This window comes from Enterobacter asburiae, from assembly GCF_024599655.1.
GTDB classification, from domain to species: Bacteria; Pseudomonadota; Gammaproteobacteria; order Enterobacterales; family Enterobacteriaceae; genus Enterobacter; species Enterobacter asburiae_D.
The window spans coordinates 3,566,089-3,588,592 of record NZ_CP102247.1; the positions used below are offsets into that span (position 1 = coordinate 3,566,089).

18 protein-coding genes and 5 tRNA genes are annotated in these 22,504 nt (G+C 53.7%); 17 read left to right on the forward strand and 6 right to left on the reverse strand.

Annotated features, from left to right (window positions below; all coding sequences use genetic code 11):
- Positions 1-250: 250 nt before the first annotated feature.
- From speFL to potE, 3 genes are all read left to right on the forward strand, one after another.
- Positions 251-355: a leader peptide SpeFL gene (gene speFL / locus NQ230_RS17015; RefSeq protein WP_003858645.1), complete on the forward strand. Its 105-nt coding sequence runs from the start codon at positions 251-253 to the stop codon at positions 353-355.
- 254 nt (positions 356-609) lie between these two features.
- Positions 610-2,808 carry an ornithine decarboxylase SpeF gene (gene speF, locus NQ230_RS17020; protein ID WP_257258359.1) on the forward strand — a complete coding sequence of 733 codons (2,199 nt, stop codon included), beginning with the start codon at positions 610-612 and terminating at the stop codon, positions 2,806-2,808.
- Positions 2,805-4,118 (forward strand): putrescine-ornithine antiporter, encoded by a 1,314-nt coding sequence (gene potE / locus NQ230_RS17025; RefSeq protein ID WP_014831099.1) that lies wholly within the window; start codon positions 2,805-2,807, stop codon positions 4,116-4,118. Before speF ends, potE begins: the two co-directional genes overlap by 4 nt.
- Positions 4,119-4,261: 143 nt before the next feature.
- Here the strand turns inward: potE and pgm are convergent, their stop codons facing one another.
- Positions 4,262-5,902: a phosphoglucomutase (alpha-D-glucose-1,6-bisphosphate-dependent) gene (gene pgm, locus NQ230_RS17030; RefSeq protein ID WP_032649535.1), complete on the reverse strand. Its 1,641-nt coding sequence runs from the start codon at positions 5,900-5,902 to the stop codon at positions 4,262-4,264.
- Between the two features lie 24 nt (positions 5,903-5,926).
- A complete protein-coding gene (gene seqA, locus NQ230_RS17035) occupies positions 5,927-6,475 on the reverse strand; it encodes a replication initiation negative regulator SeqA (protein WP_008501070.1) in 549 nt (182 codons plus the stop codon).
- 183 nt (positions 6,476-6,658) lie between these two features.
- Here seqA and ybfF point away from each other — a divergent pair, with 183 nt between their 5' ends.
- The 4 genes from ybfF to fur all read left to right on the forward strand — a co-directional run bounded on the left by ybfF (position 6,659) and on the right by fur (position 9,272).
- Entirely contained in the window at positions 6,659-7,432 is a 774-nt protein-coding gene (gene ybfF, locus NQ230_RS17040) for an esterase (RefSeq protein ID WP_257258363.1), read from the forward strand.
- Positions 7,433-7,560: 128 nt separating this feature from the next.
- Positions 7,561-7,848, forward strand: coding sequence for a LexA regulated protein (gene ybfE / locus NQ230_RS17045; protein WP_023334913.1), 288 nt, complete (start codon positions 7,561-7,563; stop codon positions 7,846-7,848).
- 155 nt (positions 7,849-8,003) lie between these two features.
- Positions 8,004-8,534: a flavodoxin FldA gene (fldA, locus tag NQ230_RS17050; protein WP_008501067.1), complete on the forward strand. Its 531-nt coding sequence runs from the start codon at positions 8,004-8,006 to the stop codon at positions 8,532-8,534.
- A gap of 291 nt (positions 8,535-8,825) precedes the next feature.
- Positions 8,826-9,272 (forward strand): ferric iron uptake transcriptional regulator, encoded by a 447-nt coding sequence (fur, locus tag NQ230_RS17055; protein ID WP_023310771.1) that lies wholly within the window; start codon positions 8,826-8,828, stop codon positions 9,270-9,272.
- Between the two features lie 142 nt (positions 9,273-9,414).
- Here the strand turns inward: fur and chiQ are convergent, their stop codons facing one another.
- From chiQ to nagE, 4 genes are all read right to left on the reverse strand, one after another.
- A complete protein-coding gene (gene chiQ, locus NQ230_RS17060; protein ID WP_032661388.1) occupies positions 9,415-9,741 on the reverse strand; it encodes a ChiQ/YbfN family lipoprotein in 327 nt (108 codons plus the stop codon).
- Between the two features lie 47 nt (positions 9,742-9,788).
- Positions 9,789-11,204 (reverse strand): chitoporin ChiP, encoded by a 1,416-nt coding sequence (chiP, locus tag NQ230_RS17065; protein WP_193940226.1) that lies wholly within the window; start codon positions 11,202-11,204, stop codon positions 9,789-9,791.
- 446 nt (positions 11,205-11,650) lie between these two features.
- Complete coding sequence (gene glnS / locus NQ230_RS17070) at positions 11,651-13,318, reverse strand: glutamine--tRNA ligase (protein ID WP_121425449.1); 1,668 nt, start codon at positions 13,316-13,318, stop codon at positions 11,651-11,653.
- A 179-nt stretch (positions 13,319-13,497) separates the two neighbouring features.
- The gene (gene nagE / locus NQ230_RS17075) at positions 13,498-15,519 is read right to left on the reverse strand and encodes an N-acetylglucosamine-specific PTS transporter subunit IIBC (protein ID WP_213821296.1); all 2,022 of its coding nucleotides are present in this window, start codon (positions 15,517-15,519) and stop codon (positions 13,498-13,500) included.
- 328 nt (positions 15,520-15,847) lie between these two features.
- Here nagE and nagB point away from each other — a divergent pair, with 328 nt between their 5' ends.
- From nagB to NQ230_RS17125, 10 genes are all read left to right on the forward strand, one after another.
- Positions 15,848-16,648, forward strand: a complete 801-nt coding sequence (gene nagB / locus NQ230_RS17080; RefSeq protein ID WP_028012356.1) for a glucosamine-6-phosphate deaminase — start codon at positions 15,848-15,850, stop codon at positions 16,646-16,648.
- A gap of 55 nt (positions 16,649-16,703) precedes the next feature.
- Positions 16,704-17,852, forward strand: coding sequence for an N-acetylglucosamine-6-phosphate deacetylase (gene nagA, locus NQ230_RS17085; protein WP_257258366.1), 1,149 nt, complete (start codon positions 16,704-16,706; stop codon positions 17,850-17,852).
- A gap of 8 nt (positions 17,853-17,860) precedes the next feature.
- Complete coding sequence (gene nagC / locus NQ230_RS17090) at positions 17,861-19,081, forward strand: DNA-binding transcriptional regulator NagC (protein WP_021242995.1); 1,221 nt, start codon at positions 17,861-17,863, stop codon at positions 19,079-19,081.
- A gap of 45 nt (positions 19,082-19,126) precedes the next feature.
- Positions 19,127-19,879, forward strand: coding sequence for a ribonucleotide monophosphatase NagD (gene nagD, locus NQ230_RS17095; protein WP_063143173.1), 753 nt, complete (start codon positions 19,127-19,129; stop codon positions 19,877-19,879).
- Positions 19,880-20,128: 249 nt separating this feature from the next.
- Complete coding sequence (gene asnB, locus NQ230_RS17100; RefSeq protein WP_014069343.1) at positions 20,129-21,793, forward strand: asparagine synthase B; 1,665 nt, start codon at positions 20,129-20,131, stop codon at positions 21,791-21,793.
- Positions 21,794-22,019: 226 nt separating this feature from the next.
- A tRNA-Met gene (locus tag NQ230_RS17105) sits at positions 22,020-22,096 on the forward strand.
- An 8-nt stretch (positions 22,097-22,104) separates the two neighbouring features.
- Positions 22,105-22,189, forward strand: a tRNA-Leu gene (locus tag NQ230_RS17110).
- A 23-nt stretch (positions 22,190-22,212) separates the two neighbouring features.
- Positions 22,213-22,287 (forward strand) — tRNA-Gln (locus NQ230_RS17115).
- A 32-nt stretch (positions 22,288-22,319) separates the two neighbouring features.
- A tRNA-Gln gene (locus NQ230_RS17120) sits at positions 22,320-22,394 on the forward strand.
- A 17-nt stretch (positions 22,395-22,411) separates the two neighbouring features.
- Positions 22,412-22,488 (forward strand) — tRNA-Met (locus NQ230_RS17125).
- Positions 22,489-22,504 lie beyond the last annotated feature (16 nt).

Here is a 22,504-nt window from a genome sequence, read left to right on the forward strand (position 1 = left end):
ACCAAATCCCTCGGAAAATATTTCACAAATAACCAGTGCGTTATTTTTACGGGTTATTTACGCTCATTTAAAACATTAATAACACAACCCATTAACGCATCATCAACAAATCAGAATTTTGATCTGCCATATTCATTTGAAACGAATATTTATTTCTGATTTGATCGGTTAACGGTGATCTATCTCACGGTTAATCGCCTTTTACTGGATAAAATGACCATGCTTTCAATTACTGAAAGGAAAATGAAACATGGAAAACAACAATCGCTTAATGCCCCATATAAGGCGGACAACACATATCATGATGTTTGCCCACCGAAACTGCTTTGACTTTCATCTCTTTAATGCCCGGTAGTCCTTCGACTTCTGGCGCACTCGCTTACAGGTTATCCTGAAACACCTTATTTTACAGGCCATTGCCTGTGAACTCGTGCGCTCATTCATCTTGATTCAGACTCATCCGCACCGGGCGGACTGAATTTCAATCATCAAAAAAGCAATTCACTGATTTTAATCAGCGGCCACCCTTTGCTTTTTTTCCGGTAAATTATCGATTTCTTACTTGCAAGAAATCGAGGGACGCTTATTACCTAAAATAAAGAGAGAAAGATGAAAAGTTTAAAAATCGCAGCCAGCCGTGCATGTCCGGATTGTTTTACTACCCAGCGTGAGCTGGTAGATGTCCGCGCTTCTGATTATATTGATGTTGCCGCCATTGTTCTGGCGGTCACGGATATTGCCAGCGGTATCCTGGACGAAATAGAAGCCACCGGTTTTGGCATTCCTGTATTTGTCGCGACGCACAAAGAAGAGTTCATCCCGGCAGACTATTTATCGCGCATTCATGGCGTATTTGAGTATTCAGACACCAGCAACGACTTTTATGGACGCCAGCTGGAAGCGGCAGCCCAGAAGTATGAAACCCAGCTGCGCCCGCCGTTTTTCCGCGCGCTTGTCGACTATGTAAAACAGGGCAACAGCGCGTTTGACTGCCCGGGGCATCAGGGTGGCCAGTTCTTCCGCCGCCATCCTGCCGGTAATCAGTTTGTCGATTTCTTTGGTGAGACGCTTTTCCGCTCCGATCTGTGCAACGCCGACGTGGCGATGGGGGATCTGCTGATCCACGAAGGCGCGCCGTGCATCGCCCAGCAGCATGCGGCAAAAGTCTTTAATGCCGATAAGACCTACTTCGTGCTGAATGGCACCTCGTCATCCAACAAAGTGGTGCTTAACGCCCTGCTCACCCCGGGCGACCTGGTGCTGTTCGACCGTAACAACCACAAATCTAACCATCACGGTGCCCTCCTCCAGGCTGGCGCAACGCCGGTCTATCTGGAGACCGCGCGCAACCCGTACGGCTTTATTGGCGGCATTGACGCCCACTGCTTTGAAGAAAGTTATCTGCGCGAGCTGGTGGCAGAGGTGGCACCGGGCCGTACACGCGATGCGCGTCCGTTCCGTCTGGCGGTGATCCAGTTGGGTACCTACGATGGCACCATCTATAACGCCCGTCAGGTGGTGGATAAGATTGGGCACCTGTGTGATTACATCCTGTTTGACTCGGCCTGGGTGGGTTACGAGCAGTTTATTCCGATGATGGCCGACTGCTCTCCGCTGCTGCTGGAGCTGAACGAAAACGATCCGGGGATCCTGGTCACCCAGTCCGTGCATAAACAGCAGGCCGGCTTCTCGCAGACCTCGCAAATCCATAAGAAAGACAGCCATATCAAAGGGCAACAGCGCTATGTCCCGCACAAGCGGCTGAACAATGCATTTATGATGCACGCCTCCACCAGCCCGTTTTATCCGCTGTTCGCTGCGCTGGACATTAACGCCCGTATGCATGAGGGCCAGAGCGGCCGCAACATGTGGATGGACTGCGTGGTGAACGGTATCGAAGCGCGCAAGCTAATTCTGGAGAACTGCCGGTATCTGCGCCCCTTCGTGCCGGAGACGGTGGATGGCCGCCCGTGGGAAAGCTGGGACACCGCGGAGATTGCGACCGATCTGCGCTTCTTCCACTTCGTACCGGGTGAAAACTGGCACGCTTTTGAAGGCTACGCTGAGCATCAGTATTTTATCGACCCGTGCAAACTCCTGCTGACCACGCCGGGCATTAACGCCCGCACCGGGGAGTATGAGGACTTCGGCGTGCCCGCCACTATCCTTGCCAACTTCCTGCGTGAAAACGGCATCGTGCCGGAGAAATGCGACCTCAACTCGATCCTGTTCCTGCTCACGCCTGCGGAAGATATGGGCAAACTGCAACAGCTGGTGGCGCAGCTGGTGCGCTTCGAAAAACTGCTCGAGAGCGATGTTCCGCTGAAAGAGGTCCTGCCTTCTCTCTACAAACAGCATCCGGAACGTTACGCGGATTACACCCTGCGCCAGATCTGCCAGGAAATGCATGACCTGTACGCCCGCCACAACGTGAAGCAGCTGCAGAAAGAGATGTTCCGCAAGTCACACTTCCCACGCGTGATGATGAACCCGCAGGACGCGAACTACGCCTATCTGCGCGGTGAAGTTGAGCTGGTCTCCCTGCGCGACGCGGAAGGCCGCATCGCCGCCGAAGGCGCCCTTCCTTATCCACCGGGGGTGCTGTGCGTGGTCCCAGGGGAAGTCTGGGGCGGTTCCGTGCTGCGCTACTTTGCCGCGCTGGAAGAAGGCATCAACCTTCTGCCGGGCTTCGCGCCGGAGCTGCAGGGTGTGTACGTCGAAGAGTGTGAGGGGCGCAAACAGGTTCGCTGCAACGTCATCAAACAACCCGCCGCTCAGCCCGCGCTGCTGAAAGGAGAAAAATTATGAGTAAGTCCAATAAGATGGGCGTGGTGCAGCTGACCATCCTCACCATGGTAAACATGATGGGCTCCGGGATTATCATGCTGCCCACCAAACTGGCAGAGGTGGGTACCATCTCTATCATCTCCTGGCTGGTAACGGCAGTCGGTTCAATGGCGCTGGCGTGGGCGTTCGCCAAGTGCGGGATGTTCAGCCGTAAGTCAGGCGGCATGGGTGGCTATGCCGAGTATGCCTTTGGCAAGTCGGGCAACTTTATGGCCAACTATACCTACGGCGTGTCGCTGCTGATCGCCAACGTGGCGATTGCCATCTCCGCGGTGGGTTACGGTACGGAGCTGTTTGGCGCGACGCTCAGCCCGGTACAAATTGGGCTGGCGACCATCGGGGTGCTGTGGATCTGCACCGTGGCTAACTTTGGCGGCGCGCGTATCACCGGGCAGCTCTCCAGCATCACCGTCTGGGGCGTGATTATTCCGGTTGTCGGCCTGTGCATCATCGGCTGGTTCTGGTTCAGCCCGACGCTCTACGCCAACTCCTGGAACCCGCACCATGTGCCGTTCTTTACCGCTGTTGGGTCATCCATCGCCATGACGCTGTGGGCCTTCCTGGGTCTGGAATCCGCCTGTGCGAACGCGGAAGTGGTAGAGAATCCGGAAAAGAACGTGCCGATTGCGGTCCTCGGCGGCACGCTGGGCGCGGCGGTGATCTATATCGTCTCGACTAACGTGATTGCGGGCATCGTACCGAATATGGATCTGGCTAACTCCACGGCGCCGTTCGGGCTGGCCTTCGCGCAGATGTTCACCCCGGAAGTCGGGAAAGTGATCATGGGTCTGATGGTCATGTCCTGCTGCGGTTCACTCCTCGGCTGGCAGTTCACCATCGCACAGGTGTTTAAATCCTCGGCTGATGAAGGTTACTTCCCAAAAATCTTCTCCCGCGTGACCAAAGCGGATGCGCCGGTGCAGGGGATGCTGGCGATTGTCATCTTCCAGAGTGGATTGTCGCTGATGACCATTAGCCCGTCGCTGAACAGCCAGTTCAACGTGCTGGTGAACCTGGCGGTGGTGACAAATATCATTCCGTATATTCTGTCGATGGCGGCGCTGGTGATCATCCAGAAGGTGGCGAAGGTGGATCCACGCAAAGCGCGTGCGGCCAATATCGTGGCGCTGATTGGGGCAATCTACAGCTTCTATGCGCTCTATTCGTCCGGCCAGGAAGCGATGCTGTATGGCGCGATGGTGACCTTTATGGGCTGGACGCTGTACGGTCTGGTGTCACCGCGGTTTGAATTGAAGAACAAGCATAGTTAAAAAAAAGCCCGGTGGCGCTAGCGCTTACCGGGCCTACGAGGTCAATGCAAAACGGCAACCCAAAGGTTGCCGTTTTTAATGTTTTCTCCCTCTCCCTGTGGGAGAGGGCCGGGGTGAGGGCACCAGCCCGCACCAAACCGCACTTATGCGTTTTTCAGCACTTCGCTGACAATCTCTACAGCTTCTTTCTCAATCTGCTGACGGTGCTCAGCGCCGAGGAAGCTTTCGCAATAGATTTTATACGCGTCTTCCGTACCGGACGGACGCGCGGCGAACCAGCCGTTCTCGGTCATCACTTTCAGACCACCGATAGACGCACCGTTGCCCGGCGCCGCCGTCAGACGGGCAGTGATCGGATCGCCCGCCAGGGTGCTTGCGCTGACCATCTCTGGAGAGAGTTTGGACAGGGCTGCTTTCTGAGCTGACGTCGCGCTAGCCTGAATACGGTTATAGCTTGGTGCACCAAAGCGTGCCGCCAGGTCATTGTAATGTTCCTGCGGGTTCTTACCGGTGACCGCGGTGATTTCCGCCGCCAGCAGGCACATGATGATGCCGTCTTTATCGGTTGACCATGGCGTGCCGTCGAAACGCAGGAAAGATGCCCCCGCGCTCTCTTCACCACCAAAACCGAAGCTGCCGTCGTGCAGACCGTCAACGAACCATTTGAAGCCCACCGGCACTTCCACCAGCTTGCGGCCCAGCGCCTCGACCACGCGGTCGATCATCGCGGAGGACACCAGCGTTTTACCGACAGCTACCTCTTTGCCCCACTGCGGACGGTGCTGGAACAGGTAGTTAATCGCGACGGCCAGATAGTGGTTCGGGTTCATCAGCCCGGCAGGGGTGACGATACCGTGACGGTCATAATCCGGGTCGTTAGCAAACGCCAGATCGAATTTATCACGCAGCGCCAGCAGGCCCGCCATCGCGCACTCGGAGGAGCAGTCCATACGGATCGCGCCGTCTTTGTCCAGGTGCATAAAGCGGAAGGTCTGATCGACGTGATCGTTCACGATGGTCAGATCCAGCTTGTAATGCTCGGCGATACGTTTCCAGTATTCGATACCGGAGCCGCCCAGCGGATCCACGCCCAGCTTCAGGCCGGCTTTCTGGATGGCCGCCATATCAACGATATCCGCCAGCCCTTCCACGAACGGCTGAACCAGATCCTGCTCTTTCACGTGACCGGACGCCATGGCAGCATCCAGAGAGATGCGCTTCACGCCTTTCAGACCGTCAGCCAGCAAGGCGTTCGCACGATCTTCCACCACTTTGGTGACGTTAGTGTCGGCCGGGCCACCGTTAGGCGGGTTGTATTTGATACCACCGTCTTCCGGCGGGTTGTGGGATGGCGTGATAACGATACCGTCAGCCAGCGCGCCACCTTTTTTGTTGTGCACCAGGATGGCGTTAGAGACCGCAGGCGTTGGGGTGAAGCCGTTATTCTCCTGAACAATCACGTCGACGCCGTTTGCCGCCAGCACTTCCACCACAGAGATGAACGCCGGTTCAGACAGGGCATGGGTATCTTTCCCCACGTAGCACGGACCGGTAACGCCGTTTTTAGCGCGCTCTTCCGCGATGGCCTGAGCAATGGCCAGAATGTGCGGTTCGTTAAAGCTGTGGCGCGCCGCGCTGCCGCGGTGACCGGATGTACCAAACTTCACTGCGTGTTCTGCGTTGCCCACGACCGGTTTCAGCACGTAATACTGCGCGGTCAGCTGAGCGACGTTAATCAAATCGCTTTGTTGTGCAGGTTGGCCTGCACGGCTGTGATTTGCCATTACCGGGTCCTTCTGATGCAAGGGTTAAATTGTACCGCAAACCTTTTCAATCAATTCCGCCGGGAACTGCATGGACTGCATGATGTGTTCAATCATGCTGCACTTGCGGCCCGTATTGGTATTGGTGATCACCCAGTATGGGGTGCCAGGAACATGTTTGGGTTTGGTTTGATTGCCATTTTGCAGCAGCGTCTGCTCGTCGCCCGCGAAATAGACGCGAGTACGGCCGTGAAGCGACTCGGTCGCTTCAGCAAACGCTTTGTTATCCAGTGAATAAAGTGTAGACAGCACCAGCATAAAGCGGTTAACCGCCTTTTTCTGCTCCGCGTATTCATCGGAGAGCAGCAGCTCGCGCATCGCGCGCACTTTATCTTTTGCCGGCGTCACGGCAGGTTTTGCTTGCGCAACAACGCTCGGCTGAGACACGACATCTTTGGTGACTGGGGTAGCAGGCTGTGAAGCGGCGGAAATTTTAAGCATGCGCCGTAAAATGTCGGACGCGCTCTCCCCGATATGCCGCGTCTGGCTGGCAATATACTGATAGAGTTCGTCATCAACTTCGATTGTTTTCATCTTAATCCAGTGCGATATCTTATCTGAATACAAGTCATTGGGATTATAAGGTCAAATCCCAACAGCGGATAGCGTCAAACCAGGTTGGCGGCAAAAGTCAGATTAAACTGGAACCTTGCAGCCGGGCGGCAGAATGGTCAACATGATACCCTAACCTGACATACGTAAAAAAAGAACTTTGCCATGAAATTGAATGCCCGAGCGCAAACTGCACAATCGCCGAACAATAATTCTCCCATCGTACTGGTTCACGGGCTTTTTGGCAGCCTGGATAACCTGGGCGTGCTGGCGCGCGATCTGGTTACCGACCACGATATTTTACAGGTCGATATGCGCAATCACGGTCTTTCGGGGCGTTCCGACGAGATGACCTACGCGGCGATGGCGCAGGATCTGCTGGACACGCTGGATGCACATAGCCTGCAAAAGGTAACGCTGATCGGGCATTCAATGGGTGGCAAAGCGGTGATGGCCCTGACGGCACTGGCCCCGGAGCGTATTAGCGGCCTGGTGGTGATTGACGTCGCGCCCGTGGATTACGACGTCCGCCGTCATGACGAGATTTTTGCCGCCATTAACGCGGTCACAGAAGCAGGTGTCGCGACACGCCAACAGGCGGCTGCCGTCATGCGTGAACATCTTGATGAAGAAGGCGTCGTGCAGTTCCTGCTGAAGTCGTTTGTTGACGGGCAATGGCGTTTTAACGTGCCGGTGCTCTGGGACCAGTACAACAACATCGTGGGCTGGGAAACCGTCCCGGCCTGGCCACACCCTACCCTTTTTATTCGCGGCGGAAACTCTCCTTACGTTACCGACGCGTTCCGCGACACGCTGCTGGCCCAATTCCCGCAGGCTCGCGCCCACGTGATTGCCGGTGCCGGGCACTGGGTGCATGCGGAAAAACCGGATGCTGTGCTGCGCGCCATTCGACGCTATCTCGCTGATACTGCAAATTGATTAAAAAGAAAGCGACTGGAAGGCTGCGGGCTTCCAGTCGTTGGCGTGCCGTTTTTGGTGATGTATGATGGCGCGCTTATCGCCCGGGCATTAGCAGGGCGGCGTGTTTCCCCCGAAGTCTCAGAATCATGGCCAAAGAACAAACGGACCGTACGACACTAGATCTGTTCGCGAATGAGCGTCGCCCGGGACGACCCAAGACGAATCCGCTTTCGCGCGATGAACAGCTGCGTATCAATAAACGCAACCAGCTTAAACGCGATAAAAATCGTGGGCTTAAGCGTGTCGAACTGAAGCTTAACGCCGACGCCGTCGATGCGCTGAACGAGCTGGCTGACGCGCGAAATATCAGCCGCAGCGAGCTCATTGAAGAGATGTTGATCGCCCAGCTTGAGACGTTACGCAGCCAGGCATAAGTCTGAAAATCCCCTTTATCGCCCTTTTCATGTAGCACAGAGTGCAGTCCTGCGCGATAGCTGTTTCCGCAGGGTTGCCAGTTCTGCTATTATTGCCCTTATCCGTGGCCAAATTGCGCCACCATACTATTAAGTTTCAAGAGGTTATTTTACTCATGGCAATCATCGGCATTTTCTTTGGCAGTGATACCGGCAATACCGAAAATATCGCAAAAAACATTCAAAAACAGCTCGGTAAAGACGTTGCTGATGTGCATGACATCGCCAAGAGCAGCAAAGAAGATCTGGAAGGCTATGACATTCTGCTGCTGGGTATCCCAACCTGGTACTACGGTGAAGCCCAGTGCGACTGGGATGATTTCTTCCCGACGCTGGAAGAAGTGGACTTCAACGGTAAGCTGGTGGCCCTGTTTGGCTGTGGCGATCAGGAAGACTACGCCGAATACTTCTGTGACGCGCTGGGTACCATCCGCGATATCATTGAGCCGAATGGCGCGGTTATCGTAGGCCACTGGCCGACTGCCGGTTACCACTTTGAAGCGTCTAAAGGCCTGGCCGATGACGATCACTTCGTGGGTCTGGCCATTGACGAAGACCGTCAGCCAGAGCTGACGGCAGAGCGCGTTGAGAAATGGGTGAAGCAGATTCGCGAAGAACTGCACCTGGACGATATTCTGAACGCCTGATTTTTATCGCGGCGCAGCGACGGCTGCGCCCGTGCTCCAGGTCAAACCGATTAAATTAATCGCTACAATCTTTTAACTTTTTCGCCCAGACCTGTACAATGTCTCCCTGATAAAATGTGGTTTTCCATTGAGCAAGTTTGTTGGTGATACCCCATTTTTATAAGCATATTTTGCCTGAGACTTGCAGTTTTCATTTAGCCATGGCAGTTCTATAATGAGACGCATTATCCCAGGTGCATTTTCTGTCACTTCCTACAGAAGTGAATCGTTTAGCAACAGGACAGATTCCGCATGACTGACAACAATACCGCATTAAAGAAGGCTGGCCTGAAAGTTACGCTTCCTCGGTTAAAAATCCTTGAAGTGCTTCAGGGTCCAGACAATCACCATGTCAGTGCGGAAGACCTCTATAAACGTCTTATCGACATGGGTGAAGAGATTGGGCTGGCTACCGTCTATCGCGTGCTGAACCAGTTTGATGACGCGGGCATTGTTACCCGTCATAATTTCGAAGGCGGTAAATCTGTTTTCGAACTGACCCAGCAGCAGCACCACGATCACCTGATCTGCCTCGATTGCGGCAAGGTCATTGAATTCAGCGATGATTCCATTGAATCACGCCAGCGTGAAATCGCGGCGCGTCATGGCATCCGCCTGACGAACCACAGCCTGTACCTTTACGGTCACTGCGCTGAAGGCGACTGCCGCGAAGACGACCACGCGCACGACGCGAAATAAGCGAGTGCTTATACTCAGAGCCAGCCGCAAGGTTGGCTTTTTTTTTGCCTGTAAAAAGCCCGGTGGCGCTGCGCTTACCGGGCCTACGGGCTATGACACCTTTGTAGGTCCGGTAAGCGCAGCGCCACCGGGCGTAAAGCACTTATTTATTGTTATTGCGTATCTCGTTCCAGATCTTATCGCAACGCTTCGCCACTTCCTGATCGTTACCGGTTTTACGCGCCTGAATGCAGGCCTGGTAATCCATCACGCGGACGTTCTCCTGCGTCGCGAACTGCTCGTGCGCTTTCTCTTTCTTCAGCACGTTCAGCACGCTCTGACAGGCTTCAATCTTCTCCGGCGATCCTTCCGCAGTATTAATGCAGGCGCTATACGCCTCCTTCAGACGGGTGTCCTCTTTAGGCGCCTGCGTCTGAGCACACGCCACCAGCCCTGATGCCAGCAGCGCGACGATTACGATTTTTTTCATCATGTGCAGTCTCCATACCGGCGGGTGTTAACCCGCCAGTGGGTTCATCAGAAGATGGTGAATGGGGCGATAACCATGAATTTCACGTCACGTTCATCCTGGAAGATGTTGTTGTAGCCACCGCCATAGCTAGGCAGATCGGAATGATTGTCATACTGAGTGAAGTGCAGCTTGAACATCGTGCCCTTCGCTCGGCCATCCTGCAGCACATATGCAGCATCCAGACTGTAAGCAGATTCTTTCAGGCGCTGGCTCTGATCGTAGATCGGTGCACTGCTTGGCTTTGCATCCCAACCGTAAGCGTAGGAAGCCCCAACGGACCATCCTGCAAGGTTCCAGTTTTTGAGGTCGTACATCGCGCCGAAGAAGACCGCCTTTTCACCATTGGCGTTGAAGTCAGAACGGTTATCCCACCAAATATCTAAACGTCCGTTTGATGAAGCGTAGGTTGGCGTCATGCGCTGCAGGAAGAAGCCCTGATTACCGTCTGCTTTAACCCAGGTACCTTCCAGACGAAGATCCACCTGACCTATTTTGTAGCCAAAGGTTAAAGCCTGAAGCCAGGCCGTGCCGTCATACAAATCATTAGCCAGCGCGACCTCATCATTAGTCTTTAAGTTATTTTGCGCATCGGCTTTATCACGTGCGCCATAGAACTGATAGCTGGTAGAGAGTGGGCTGCCAGCGATATCGAATTTATACGATGCTTTAGCAAAGTACTGATCCATATAGCCTTCAGCCTGACCAAACGCTGCTTCCAGGACAAGGTCATTTTTAAAATCGTATTTCAAACCCAAAGAGTGGAGATAATCCACTTTGGTTTTACGATCGCCTTGATAGAACTTGTCCATCTCAATGTGCCACGGCGCTTTGTACTCGTTGGTCCACATATAGGAGAAGCTCAACGCACCCGCATCACCGTAGTCAAAGTTAGCCCCGGCTTCCGCACCCTGATAGGTACCCGGCATAAAGCTCCAGTGCGGCGCTAACAGGGTCTGGCCAGTTGGCTGAATATAACCACCGCGCGCCCATACCGGGCCGTATTTAAATTTCGCAGCGGCTTTGTAAAGGCTGATACCGCTCTTATCGCCGGACCAGTCTTCTTTATACGCTTTGTTACTGGAGGAGAAGGCGATTTCGTTCGGGTGGCCGCTGTCGCCGTTTTCCGCCATTTCAATCGCGGTGAACGCAGCAATATCCAGACCGAACATATCCGCGGCATAACCTGACTGGAAGTCCAGGTTGGCGTTCCAGGTGGAGTGCGAAAGGTTGGTTTTATATTTATCTTCAGTGACGTCTTTACGGTCACGTTCACGCTGCCAGTAATAAATACCGCCCGTGAGGGTAGAATCGTCGATGAAGCCTGCCGCTTTCGCCTCTGGTGTCACCACCAGGCCCGACATTGCTGTCACACCGGCAATAGCCAGCGCCAGCGCACTACGTTTGCCACTGAACGTACGCATAGATTATTCCTCTTTGACGAATTAAAACGCCTGAAACGGCGTAAATAAAAAAGACCAAATGGTCAGGGGTAGTTTTAAATACCCTCGAATTAACTACCGTCTTTAGGTTATTTTTCGCGACGCGAATTATCAATGCTTTTTAGCGGACAAAAGTCAGGATTATGACGAAGTGCACATAATTGGTAGTGATTTGTAACATTTGCAGAGAGGCGAGTAATGGCGGGGAATTATCAGGTATTTCAGTGGCTAGACGTGGGTTCTCTTTCCTTTTTTATCATCTTTTTGATTTTCGTAATGACACAAACTTTTTTTTAAAAAATAAGTAGCACCTCATTGACCTGATATTTTTATGACGCCTCTTTAGTCCCTGGCTTAATACCCTGATCGTTAAATAAAAAAACGCCGCATAGTGCGGCGTTTGTCTCTCATTGACCAGAGCAGCAATATTATTCGCCGATCTTCGTCCAGGTATCACGCAGGCCGACGGTACGGTTAAATACCGGTTTTTCCGCCGTGCTGTAACGGCTGTCCAGGCAGAAGTAACCTTCACGTTCAAACTGGAACGCTTTGCCCGCTTCAGCGGCTTTCAGAGAAGGCTCCGCATAACCCTGCTTGATTACCAAAGATTCCGGGTTGATGGTCGCCAGGAAATCTTCCGCCGCACCTGGGTTAGGCACGCTGAAAAGACGATCGTACAGACGAATTTCTACCGGCAGCGCGTGGGAAGCGCTCACCCAGTGAATAACGCCCTTCACTTTACGGCCGTCAGCAGGATCTTTGCTCAGAGTCTCTGCATCGTAAGAACAGAAGATGGTGGTGATATTCCCTTCCGAATCTTTCTCTACGCGCTCGGCTTTGATGACGTAGGCGTTACGCAGACGCACTTCTTTGCCCAGCACCAGACGCTTGTACTGCTTGTTGGCTTCTTCGCGGAAGTCAGCGCGGTCAATCCAGATGTCACCGCTGAACGGTACGTCACGGCTACCCATTTCCGGTTTGTTCGGATGGTTAGGCATGGAGACCAGCTCGCTTTCACCCTGCGGATAGTTTTCGATAACCAGTTTCACCGGATCGATAACGGCCATCGCACGCGGAGCGTTTTCGTTGAGATCTTCGCGAATGCAGGATTCCAGGGAGGCCATCTCGATGGTGTTGTCCTGCTTGGTCACGCCGATACGTTTGCAGAACTCACGAATAGAGGCGGCAGTGTAACCACGACGACGCAGACCGGAGATGGTCGGCATACGCGGGTCATCCCAACCTTCAACGTGCTTGTCGGTCACCAGCAGGTTCAGCTTACGCTTGGACATCACGGTGTATTCCAGATTCAGACGAGAGAACTCGTACTGGCGCGGATGCACAGGAATGGTGATGTTATCCAGCACCCAGTCGTACAGACGACGGTTGTCCTGGAACTCCAGCGTACACAGGGAGTGCGTAATGCCTTCCAGCGCATCGCTGATGCAGTGGGTGAAGTCGTACATCGGGTAGATGCACCACTTGTTACCGGTCTGGTGGTGTTCTGCGAACTTGATGCGGTACAGCACCGGATCGCGCATCACGATGAACGGAGATGCCATGTCGATTTTGGCACGCAGGCACGCTTTGCCTTCTTCGAAGCCACCGGCACGCATTTTTTCAAACAGCGCCAGGTTCTCTTCCACGCTGCGATCGCGGAACGGGCTGTTTTTGCCCGGCGCAGTCAGCGTACCGCGATATTCACGGATTTCATCAGCAGACAGTTCGTCAACATACGCCAGACCTTTATTGATAAGTTCAACCGCGTAGGCATACAGCTGATCGAAATAGTCAGAGGAGTAGCAGATATCGCCAGACCAGTTGAAGCCCAGCCATTGCACGTCATTCTTGATGGACTCAACGTATTCGATGTCTTCTTTTACTGGGTTGGTGTCATCGAAACGCAGGTTGCACTGGCCCTGGTAGTCCTGGGCAATGCCAAAGTTCAGGCAGATAGATTTTGCATGCCCGATGTGCAGGTAGCCGTTCGGCTCCGGCGGGAAGCGGGTATGAATTGTGGTGTGCTTACCACTGGCCAGATCTTCATCGATGATCTGACGAATAAAGTTACTCGGGCGGGCTTCTGCCTCACTCATCGTGGATTCCTCAAAGCGTAAACAACGTATAACGGCGTATGATCTTATAAGCAGGACGTAGTGACAACCCTTAGTTACGGAAAATACGTATCTGATGAAAATAATGGGGGCGTTTGCTGCAAAAAAAAGCGGCGGAGGATATCCCCCGCCGCTTAAGGCATGACTCTACTCAGGAGCGATTACTTGCCTTTAATCTCATACAGCGGCGTTTGCCCCGCAACAACCTGACCTTTCGCCTGAATGACCAGGCCACTGAAGTCATCGATGTTGCTGCAAACGACCGGGCTTATCATGGAGCGCGCGTTGGCGTTCAGGAAGTCCAGATCCATTTCCAGAATCGGCTGCCCGGCTACCACTTCAGCGCCCTCTTCCACCAGGCGAGTAAAGCCCTGACCGTTCAGCGCAACGGTATCGATACCCATATGGACAACGATCTCCGCGCCATTTTCGGTTTCGAGGCAGAACGCGTGGTTGGTGTTGAAGATTTTCACGATGGTACCGGCCGCCGGAGACACAACGGTTTTTTCCGTTGGTTTCACCGCCACACCGTCACCGACCGCTTTGCTGGCGAAGGCTTCGTCAGGCACCTGCTCAATCGCAACGACTTCACCGGTCACCGGTGAAACCAGCGCGGCTACCGTTTTGGCGTTAGGTACCGCCTGCGGTTTTGCAGCCGCTGGCGCGGCGGCAGGTGCGGCAGAAGCTTCTGCTGCGGCTACCGGACCGGTGGTTTTCATGGCGTTAGCAATTTTCTCTGCCACGAAGCCAACGATAATCTGCACGCTGGTTTTGTTCAGGCGGATAACGCCGGAAGCACCCAGACGTTTGGCCAGCGCTTCGTTCACCAGGGAAGAGTCTTTAACGTTCAGACGCAGGCGAGTGATACAGGCGTCGATACCGGTCAGGTTGTCAGAACCGCCGACAGCGGCGATGTACTGACGCGCCAGACCAGATACGTCCTGATCCTGAGCACCGCTCACGTTCATATCCTGACCATCCGCTTCGCTACCGGCCACGGCCAGTTCACGACCCGGCGTCATCAGGTTGAATTTGGTGATAGTGAAACGGAACACCACGTAGTAGATCGCGAAGAACACCAGACCTTGCGGGATCAGCATCCACCAGTGGGTCGCCAGCGGGTTACGGGACGACAGCACCATATCCACCAGACCGGCGCTGAAGCCGAAACCGGCAATCCACTGCATGCTGGCAGCGATGAACACGGAGATACCGGTCAGCACGGCGTGAATCACATACAGCACCGGCGCCACGAACATGAAGGAGAACTCCAGCGGCTCGGTGATACCGGTGAAGAAGGCCGCGAATGCCCCCGCCATCATGATACCCAGCACTTTCGCTTTGTTCTCTGGACGCGCGCAGTGGTAGATAGCCAGCGCAGCACCCGGCAGACCAAACATCATGATCGGGAAGAAGCCCGCCTGGTAACGACCGGTGATACCGACAACCGCTTTACCTGCTTCGATGGACTGTGCGCCACCCAGGAAGTTAGGGATATCGTTAATACCAGCAACGTCGAACCAGAATACGGAGTTCAGCGCGTGGTGCAGACCGACCGGGATCAGCAGACGGTTGAAGAACGCGTACACGCCCGCACCGACAGAACCCAGCTTCTGGATGTGCTCACCGAAGTTCACCAGACCGTCGAAGATCATCGGCCAGACGTACATCATGATGAACGCAACAACGATCATCACAAACGAGGTCAGGATGGGGACCAGACGGCGTCCGCTAAAGAAGGAGAGTGCTTTTGGCAGCTCTACGCTGCTGAAGCGGTTATACAGTTCAGCGGAGATGATACCCACAAGGATACCGACGAACTGGTTGCTGATCTTACCGAATGCCGCCGGAACCTGGTCCGCCGGAATTTTTTGGATCATGGCCACCGCTGCAGGCGAGCAGAGGGTGGTTAACACGAGGAAACCGACAAAACCGGTCAGCGCAGCGGCGCCGTCTTTGTCTTTGGACATACCGTAAGCCACACCAATCGCGAACAACACGGACATGTTGTCGATAATGGCGGAACCTGACTTGATAAAGAACGCCGCCAGCGCGCTGGTATTACCCCAGCCGTTGGGGTCGATCCAGTAGCCGACACCCATCAGGATGGCTGCGGCAGGCAGCGTGGCGACCGGCACCATCAGTGCGCGACCAACCTTTTGTAAATAACCTAGAATACTCACTTTCTTCCCCCTATGAGACCCCGTTTAAGGCATGTTCTCAGCTCTGTTTTTTATTGTGTCACGAACGATAGATACCGTTGATGCTTCACTGGCATTGTGAGTGTGTGAAAAATTAATTCGTATCGCAAATTAAACGCGTACTTTTTGTGATTTTTGTCACCAAATATCGTTATTCACCCTCCCTTATACTGGCTAACAGCGAAAACTTATTTTATCATTCAAAAAATCAAGACGGATTGATCCGGCCTGAAAGTTTCCAGGTTACGCTTACGTATCAGGTTCCGATAGCCATCCGCCCACTCTTCTACTTTAACTCTTGAGGTGAACAATGAGACTGATTCCCCTGGCAACTGCTGAACAAGTCGGTAAATGGGCCGCTCGCCATATCGTTAATCGTATTAACGCGTTCAAACCGACCGCCGATCGTCCTTTCGTTCTTGGCCTTCCAACCGGCGGTACCCCGCTGACCGCCTATAAGGCGCTGGTTGAGATGCATAAAGCAGGCCAGGTTAGCTTTAAGCATGTTGTGACGTTCAACATGGACGAATATGTTGGCCTGCCAAAGGAACATCCGGAAAGCTACCATAGCTTCATGCACCGCAATTTCTTTGATCACGTTGATATCCCAGCTGAAAATATTAACCTGCTGAATGGAAACGCGCCTGATATTGACGCAGAATGCCGTCAGTATGAAGAAAAAATCCGTTCTTACGGTAAAATCCACCTGTTCATGGGTGGCGTGGGCAACGATGGTCATATCGCGTTCAACGAACCGGCGTCATCTCTGGCTTCCCGCACGCGTATTAAAACGCTGACCCATGACACGCGCGTGGCAAACTCCCGCTTCTTTGACGGCGATGTTAACCAGGTTCCGAAATACGCCCTGACCGTTGGCGTAGGCACCCTGCTGGATGCCGAAGAAGTGATGATTCTGGTGCTGGGCGGCGTGAAAGCGCAGGCGCTCCAGGCGGCCGTAGAAGGCAACGTTAACCATATGTGGACCATCAGCTGCCTGCAGCTGCATCCTAAATCAGTCATCGTCTGCGACGAACCGTCCACGATGGAGCTGAAGGTAAAAACGCTGAAATACTTCAACGAGTTAGAAGCTGAGAACATCAAAGGTCTGTAATTGAATAACCGCCTCTTCATCAAGAGGCGGCCGCTTTTTTTAACCGGGGGTCGTTATGTACGCTTTAACCCACGGTCGGATTTATACCGGCCATGAAATTCTGGATGACCATGCGATTGTTATCGCTGATGGCCTGATTGAACGTGTTTGCCCGCTGGCAGAACTGCCGCCGGAGATTGAACAGCGCTCACTCAATGGAGCAGTAATCTCCCCCGGTTTCATCGACGTTCAGCTCAACGGCTGCGGCGGTGTGCAATTCAATGATACCGCGGATGCGGTGACGGTCGAAACGCTGGAGATCATGCAGAAAGCCAACGAGAAATCGGGCTGCACCAGCTATCTGCCAACGCTTATCACCAGCAGTGATGACCTCATGAAGCAGGGTATCCGCGTGATGCGCGAATATCTGGCCAAGCACCCTAATCAGGCGCTGGGTCTGCACCTTGAAGGGCCATGGCTGAATATGGTCAAGAAAGGAACGCATAACCCGAATTACGTGCGTAAACCTGATGCGGAGCTGGTTGACTACATATGTGCGAACGCCGATGTGATCACCAAAGTGACGCTGGCGCCTGAAATAGCGGGGACGGATGTCATCAGCAAACTGGCTGGTGCCGGGATTATCGTTTCAGCAGGGCACTCAAACGCGACGCTGAAAGAAGCGAAAGCCGGTTTCCGCGCGGGCATTACCTTCGCAACGCACCTTTACAACGCCATGCCGTATATCACAGGCCGTGAACCGGGTCTGGTCGGGGCGATTCTGGATGAGCCAGACGTCTACTGCGGCATTATTGCTGACGGCTTGCATGTCGATTACACCAACATCCGCAACGCTAAGCGGCTGAAAGGTGACAAGCTTTGTCTGGTGACGGATGCCACCGCACCGGCAGGTGCAAATATTGAGCAGTTCATTTTTGCCGGTAAAACAATATACTACCGCAATGGACTGTGTGTGGATGAAAACGGTACGCTGAGCGGTTCCTCTTTAACCATGATTGAAGGGGTGCGTAACCTGGTTGAACATTGCGGGATTGCGCTTGATGAAGTCCTGCGTATGGCAACCCTTTATCCGGCTCGCGCAATGGGCGTGGATAAACAACTCGGCGGAATTGCACCAGGTATGGTTGCAAACCTGACGGCATTCACACACGATTATAAAATTATTAAGACCATCGTTAATGGTAACGAGGTCGTCACTGAGTAAGTAAAAGTATGACACCTGGCGGACAAGCTCAAATCGGTAATGTCGATCTCGTTAAACAACTTAACAGTGCGGCGGTGTACCGCCTGATTGACCAGCACGGACCAATCTCGCGAATTCAGATAGCCGAACAAAGCCAGCTTGCTCCCGCCAGCGTGACAAAAATTACCCGTCAGCTCATTGAGCGCGGTCTGATCAAAGAAGTCGATCAGCAGGCCTCCACCGGGGGCCGCCGCGCGATCTCCATTATTACCGAAACCCGCAATTTTCAGGCAATTGGCGTCCGTCTGGGCCGCCATGACACCACGCTCACGCTGTACGATCTGAGCAGTAAAGCCATTGCGGAAGAGCACTACCCTCTTCCGGAGCGCACCCAGGAGACGCTGGAGCATGCGCTGCTCAATACCATCGCGCAGTTTATTGAAAGCTGTCAGCGCAAGATCCGCGAACTCATCGCCATCTCCGTAATTCTGCCCGGTCTGGTCGACCCGGAAAGCGGCGTGATCCGCTATATGCCGCACATTCAGGTTGAAAACTGGGGGCTGGTCGACGCGCTGGAAAAGCGTTTTAAAGTGACCTGCTTTGTGGGTCACGACATTCGCTCGCTGGCGCTGGCAGAGCACTACTTTGGTGCGAGCCAGGACTGTGAAGACTCTATTCTGGTGCGCGTTCACCGCGGAACGGGCGCGGGTATTATCTCTAACGGCCGAATTTTTATTGGTCGCAACGGCAACGTCGGCGAGATTGGCCACATTCAGGTTGAGCCCCTCGGGGAGCGCTGCCACTGCGGCAACTTCGGTTGTCTTGAAACCATTGCCGCCAACACGGCCATCGAGCAGCGCGTTCGCCATCTTCTTGAACAGGGTTACCAAAGCCGCGTCACGCTGGACGATTGCAAGATAGGCACCATCTGCAAAGCCGCCAATAAGGGCGACGCGCTGGCCTGCGAAGTGATCGAGCAGGTAGGACGCCACCTGGGGAAAACCATTGCCATCGCCATTAACCTGTTTAACCCACAAAAAGTGGTGATTGCCGGTGAAATTGTGGAAGCGGAAAAGGTGCTGCTCCCCGCCATTGAAGGCTGTATTAACACCCAGGCGCTGAAAGCATTCCGCCAGAATCTCCCGGTGGTTCGTTCAAAGCTTGACCATCGCTCGGCGATTGGCGCGTTCGCGCTGGTCAAACGCGCCATGCTCAACGGAATTCTGCTGCAGCATTTGCTGGAAAGCTGATCGGACCTTATAGTAACGCCTTCTTTTTTTGATGTCGGACTGTCCATGACCATTAAGAATGTAATTTGTGATATCGACGGCGTGCTGATGCACGACAACGTTGCCGTGCCGGGTGCTGCGGAGTTTCTTCACCGCATCATCGACAAAGGAATGCCACTGGTTCTGCTCACGAACTACCCTTCTCAGACCGGTCAGGATCTGGCAAACCGCTTTGCCACGGCGGGTGTCGACGTCCCGGACAGCGTGTTTTATACCTCGGCGATGGCCACGGCGGATTTTCTGAAGCGTCAGGAAGGGAAAAAAGCCTACGTGGTGGGTGAAGGCGCGCTGATCCATGAGCTGTACAAAGCGGGCTTTACCATCACCGATGTTAACCCGGACTTTGTGATTGTTGGCGAAACGCGCTCCTTTAACTGGGAGATGATGCATAAAGCTGCATACTTTGTCGCCAGCGGCGCGCGCTTTATCGCCACCAACCCGGATACGCACGGCCGTGGTTTTTATCCGGCCTGCGGCGCGCTCTGCGCCGGTATCGAGAAAATCTCCGGTCGTAAGCCGTTTGTGGTCGGGAAACCTAGCCCGTGGATCATTCGTGCCGCGCTGAACAAAATGCAGGCCCATTCTGAAGAAACCGTTATTGTCGGCGACAACCTGCGCACCGATATTCTGGCCGGTTTCCAGGCGGGTCTGGAGACAATACTGGTCCTCTCCGGCGTATCTCAACTTGATGACATTGATTCGATGCCGTTCCGGCCAAGCTGGATTTACCCCTCCGTCGATGAAATTGACATTATCTGATACCGAACCACGCCTCAGGGCGTGGTTTTTCATTTAAGGCCTATACAAACAAAACCCCATCTAACAAAAAGCACGTTTTATTGCATAATCATCAATAAAAGACTTCATGACGTACTCTTTTTTCACTATTCCACAATCACCATTGCACTATTTCCGTTTTCACCCGTAAAACGCTTGCGCGCCCTGCCCCTTTGCGGCATTTTCATAAGCAAGCAACATTACAAAGCAACAGGGTTAACGGAGAAGGTTATGTGTTCAATTTTTGGCGTACTGGATATTAAAACTGACGCGGGCGAACTGCGTAAAAAGGCACTCGAACTGTCCCGCCTGATGCGCCATCGCGGACCAGACTGGTCAGGCGTTTACGCCAGTGATAAAGCGATTCTGGCTCACGAACGTCTGTCTATTGTTGACGTCAACGCCGGTGCACAGCCACTGTATAACGAGAAGAAAACGCACGCGCTGGCTGTCAACGGTGAAATCTACAACCACCAGGCGCTGCGCGCCGAATACGGCGACCGCTACGCGTTCCAGACCGGTTCTGACTGTGAAGTGATCCTGGCGCTGTATCAGGAGAAAGGGCCCGAGTTCCTGGACGACCTGCAGGGCATGTTCGCCTTCGCCCTGTACGACAGCGAAAAAGACGCTTACCTGATTGGCCGTGACCATATCGGCATTATCCCGTTGTACATGGGCCACGATGAGCACGGCAACTTCTATGTTGCCTCTGAAATGAAAGCCCTGGTACCGGTCTGCCGCACCATTAAAGAGTTCCCGGCGGGCAGCTACCTGTGGAGCAAAGACGGCGAGATCCGTCAGTATTATCAGCGTGACTGGTTCGATTTCGACGCGGTAAAAGACAACGTCACGGATAAAGCCGAGCTGCGTCAGGCGCTGGAAGATTCCGTGAAAAGCCACCTGATGTCCGACGTGCCGTACGGCGTGCTGCTCTCCGGCGGTCTGGACTCCTCCGTGATCTCCGCGATCACCAAGAAATTCGCGGCCCGTCGCGTGGAAGATCAGGAGCGCTCTGAAGCCTGGTGGCCACAGCTGCACTCTTTTGCCGTTGGCCTGGAAGGCGCACCGGATCTGAAAGCCGCGCAGGAAGTGGCGAACCACCTCGGCACCGTGCACCATGAGATTCATTTCACCGTGCAGGAAGGTCTGGATGCGATCCGCGATGTGATCTATCACATTGAAACCTATGACGTGACCACCATCCGCGCCTCGACCCCGATGTACCTGATGTCGCGTAAGATCAAAGCGATGGGCATCAAGATGGTGCTCTCCGGCGAAGGTTCTGACGAAGTGTTTGGCGGCTACCTGTACTTCCACAAGGCGCCGAACGCCAAAGAGCTGCACGAAGAGACCGTGCGTAAGCTGCAGGCGCTGCATATGTTTGACTGTGCGCGTGCTAACAAAGCGATGTCCGCATGGGGCGTGGAAGCGCGCGTGCCGTTCCTGGATAAAAAATTCCTCGACGTCGCGATGCGCATCAACCCGCAGGACAAGATGTGCGGCAACGGCAAAATGGAAAAACATATCCTGCGCGAATGTTTTGAATCCTACCTGCCGGCGAGCGTAGCATGGCGTCAGAAAGAGCAGTTCTCTGATGGCGTAGGTTATAGCTGGATCGACACCCTGAAAGAGGTCGCGGCGAAACAGGTTTCTGATCAACAGCTGGAAACCGCAAGCTTCCGCTTCCCGTACAACACGCCGGGTTCGAAAGAGGCCTATCTGTACCGTGAAATTTTTGAAGAGCTGTTCCCGGTACCGAGTGCTGCGGAGTGCGTACCGGGTGGCCCATCCGTCGCCTGCTCTTCTGCCAAAGCGATTGAATGGGATGAATCTTTCAAATCCATGAACGATCCATCAGGACGCGCGGTAGGCGTTCACCAGTCAGCCTACAAATAATCACTCAGATCGCAATCGGGCCCCTCAGGGGCCTGATTTTTTTGCCTCGTATTTCACCGTCTAAATCTGATTAATAACCAATAATTGCCGAATATTCGGTCACGCTGTTCGCAACCTAACCAAACAGTCACATTCCGGCTATTTTCGTTGAAAAAGGTGTTGACGCTGCAAGGGTCTATACGCATAATGCGCCCCGCAACGCCGATAAGGTAACGCGAAAAAAGATGGCTACGTAGCTCAGTTGGTTAGAGCACATCACTCATAATGATGGGGTCACAGGTTCGAATCCCGTCGTAGCCACCATCTTTTTTGCGGGAGTGGCGAAATTGGTAGACGCACCAGATTTAGGTTCTGGCGCCGCAAGGTGTGCGAGTTCAAGTCTCGCCTCCCGCACCATTCCCAGGTAAGCGTTGCACGGATGGGGTATCGCCAAGCGGTAAGGCACCGGTTTTTGATACCGGCATTCCCTGGTTCGAATCCAGGTACCCCAGCCATATTTCTTCGATTTTGCGGTTCTCCGCGGTATTGGGGTATCGCCAAGCGGTAAGGCACCGGTTTTTGATACCGGCATTCCCTGGTTCGAATCCAGGTACCCCAGCCATCGAAGATTGCAGTACTGGCTACGTAGCTCAGTTGGTTAGAGCACATCACTCATAATGATGGGGTCACAGGTTCGAATCCCGTCGTAGCCACCAAATTAAGATTGTCGAT

What these genes read in the sequence shown, in the direction of transcription:
- nagB (WP_028012356.1), top strand. Translation starts at nt 15,848, where the DNA reads ATGAGACTGATTCCCCTGGCAACTGCTGAACAAGTCGGTAAATGGGCC.
- nagA (WP_257258366.1), top strand. Translation starts at nt 16,704, where the DNA reads ATGTACGCTTTAACCCACGGTCGGATTTATACCGGCCATGAAATTCTG.
- fldA (WP_008501067.1), top strand. Translation starts at nt 8,004, where the DNA reads ATGGCAATCATCGGCATTTTCTTTGGCAGTGATACCGGCAATACCGAA.
- speF (WP_257258359.1), top strand. Translation starts at nt 610, where the DNA reads ATGAAAAGTTTAAAAATCGCAGCCAGCCGTGCATGTCCGGATTGTTTT.
- nagC (WP_021242995.1), top strand. Translation starts at nt 17,861, where the DNA reads ATGACACCTGGCGGACAAGCTCAAATCGGTAATGTCGATCTCGTTAAA.
- speFL (WP_003858645.1), top strand. Translation starts at nt 251, where the DNA reads ATGGAAAACAACAATCGCTTAATGCCCCATATAAGGCGGACAACACAT.
- ybfF (WP_257258363.1), top strand. Translation starts at nt 6,659, where the DNA reads ATGAAATTGAATGCCCGAGCGCAAACTGCACAATCGCCGAACAATAAT.
- chiP (WP_193940226.1), bottom strand. Translation starts at nt 11,204, where the DNA reads ATGCGTACGTTCAGTGGCAAACGTAGTGCGCTGGCGCTGGCTATTGCC.
- pgm (WP_032649535.1), bottom strand. Translation starts at nt 5,902, where the DNA reads ATGGCAAATCACAGCCGTGCAGGCCAACCTGCACAACAAAGCGATTTG.
- ybfE (WP_023334913.1), top strand. Translation starts at nt 7,561, where the DNA reads ATGGCCAAAGAACAAACGGACCGTACGACACTAGATCTGTTCGCGAAT.
- asnB (WP_014069343.1), top strand. Translation starts at nt 20,129, where the DNA reads ATGTGTTCAATTTTTGGCGTACTGGATATTAAAACTGACGCGGGCGAA.
- seqA (WP_008501070.1), bottom strand. Translation starts at nt 6,475, where the DNA reads ATGAAAACAATCGAAGTTGATGACGAACTCTATCAGTATATTGCCAGC.
- potE (WP_014831099.1), top strand. Translation starts at nt 2,805, where the DNA reads ATGAGTAAGTCCAATAAGATGGGCGTGGTGCAGCTGACCATCCTCACC.
- nagD (WP_063143173.1), top strand. Translation starts at nt 19,127, where the DNA reads ATGACCATTAAGAATGTAATTTGTGATATCGACGGCGTGCTGATGCAC.
- fur (WP_023310771.1), top strand. Translation starts at nt 8,826, where the DNA reads ATGACTGACAACAATACCGCATTAAAGAAGGCTGGCCTGAAAGTTACG.
- chiQ (WP_032661388.1), bottom strand. Translation starts at nt 9,741, where the DNA reads ATGAAAAAAATCGTAATCGTCGCGCTGCTGGCATCAGGGCTGGTGGCG.
- glnS (WP_121425449.1), bottom strand. Translation starts at nt 13,318, where the DNA reads ATGAGTGAGGCAGAAGCCCGCCCGAGTAACTTTATTCGTCAGATCATC.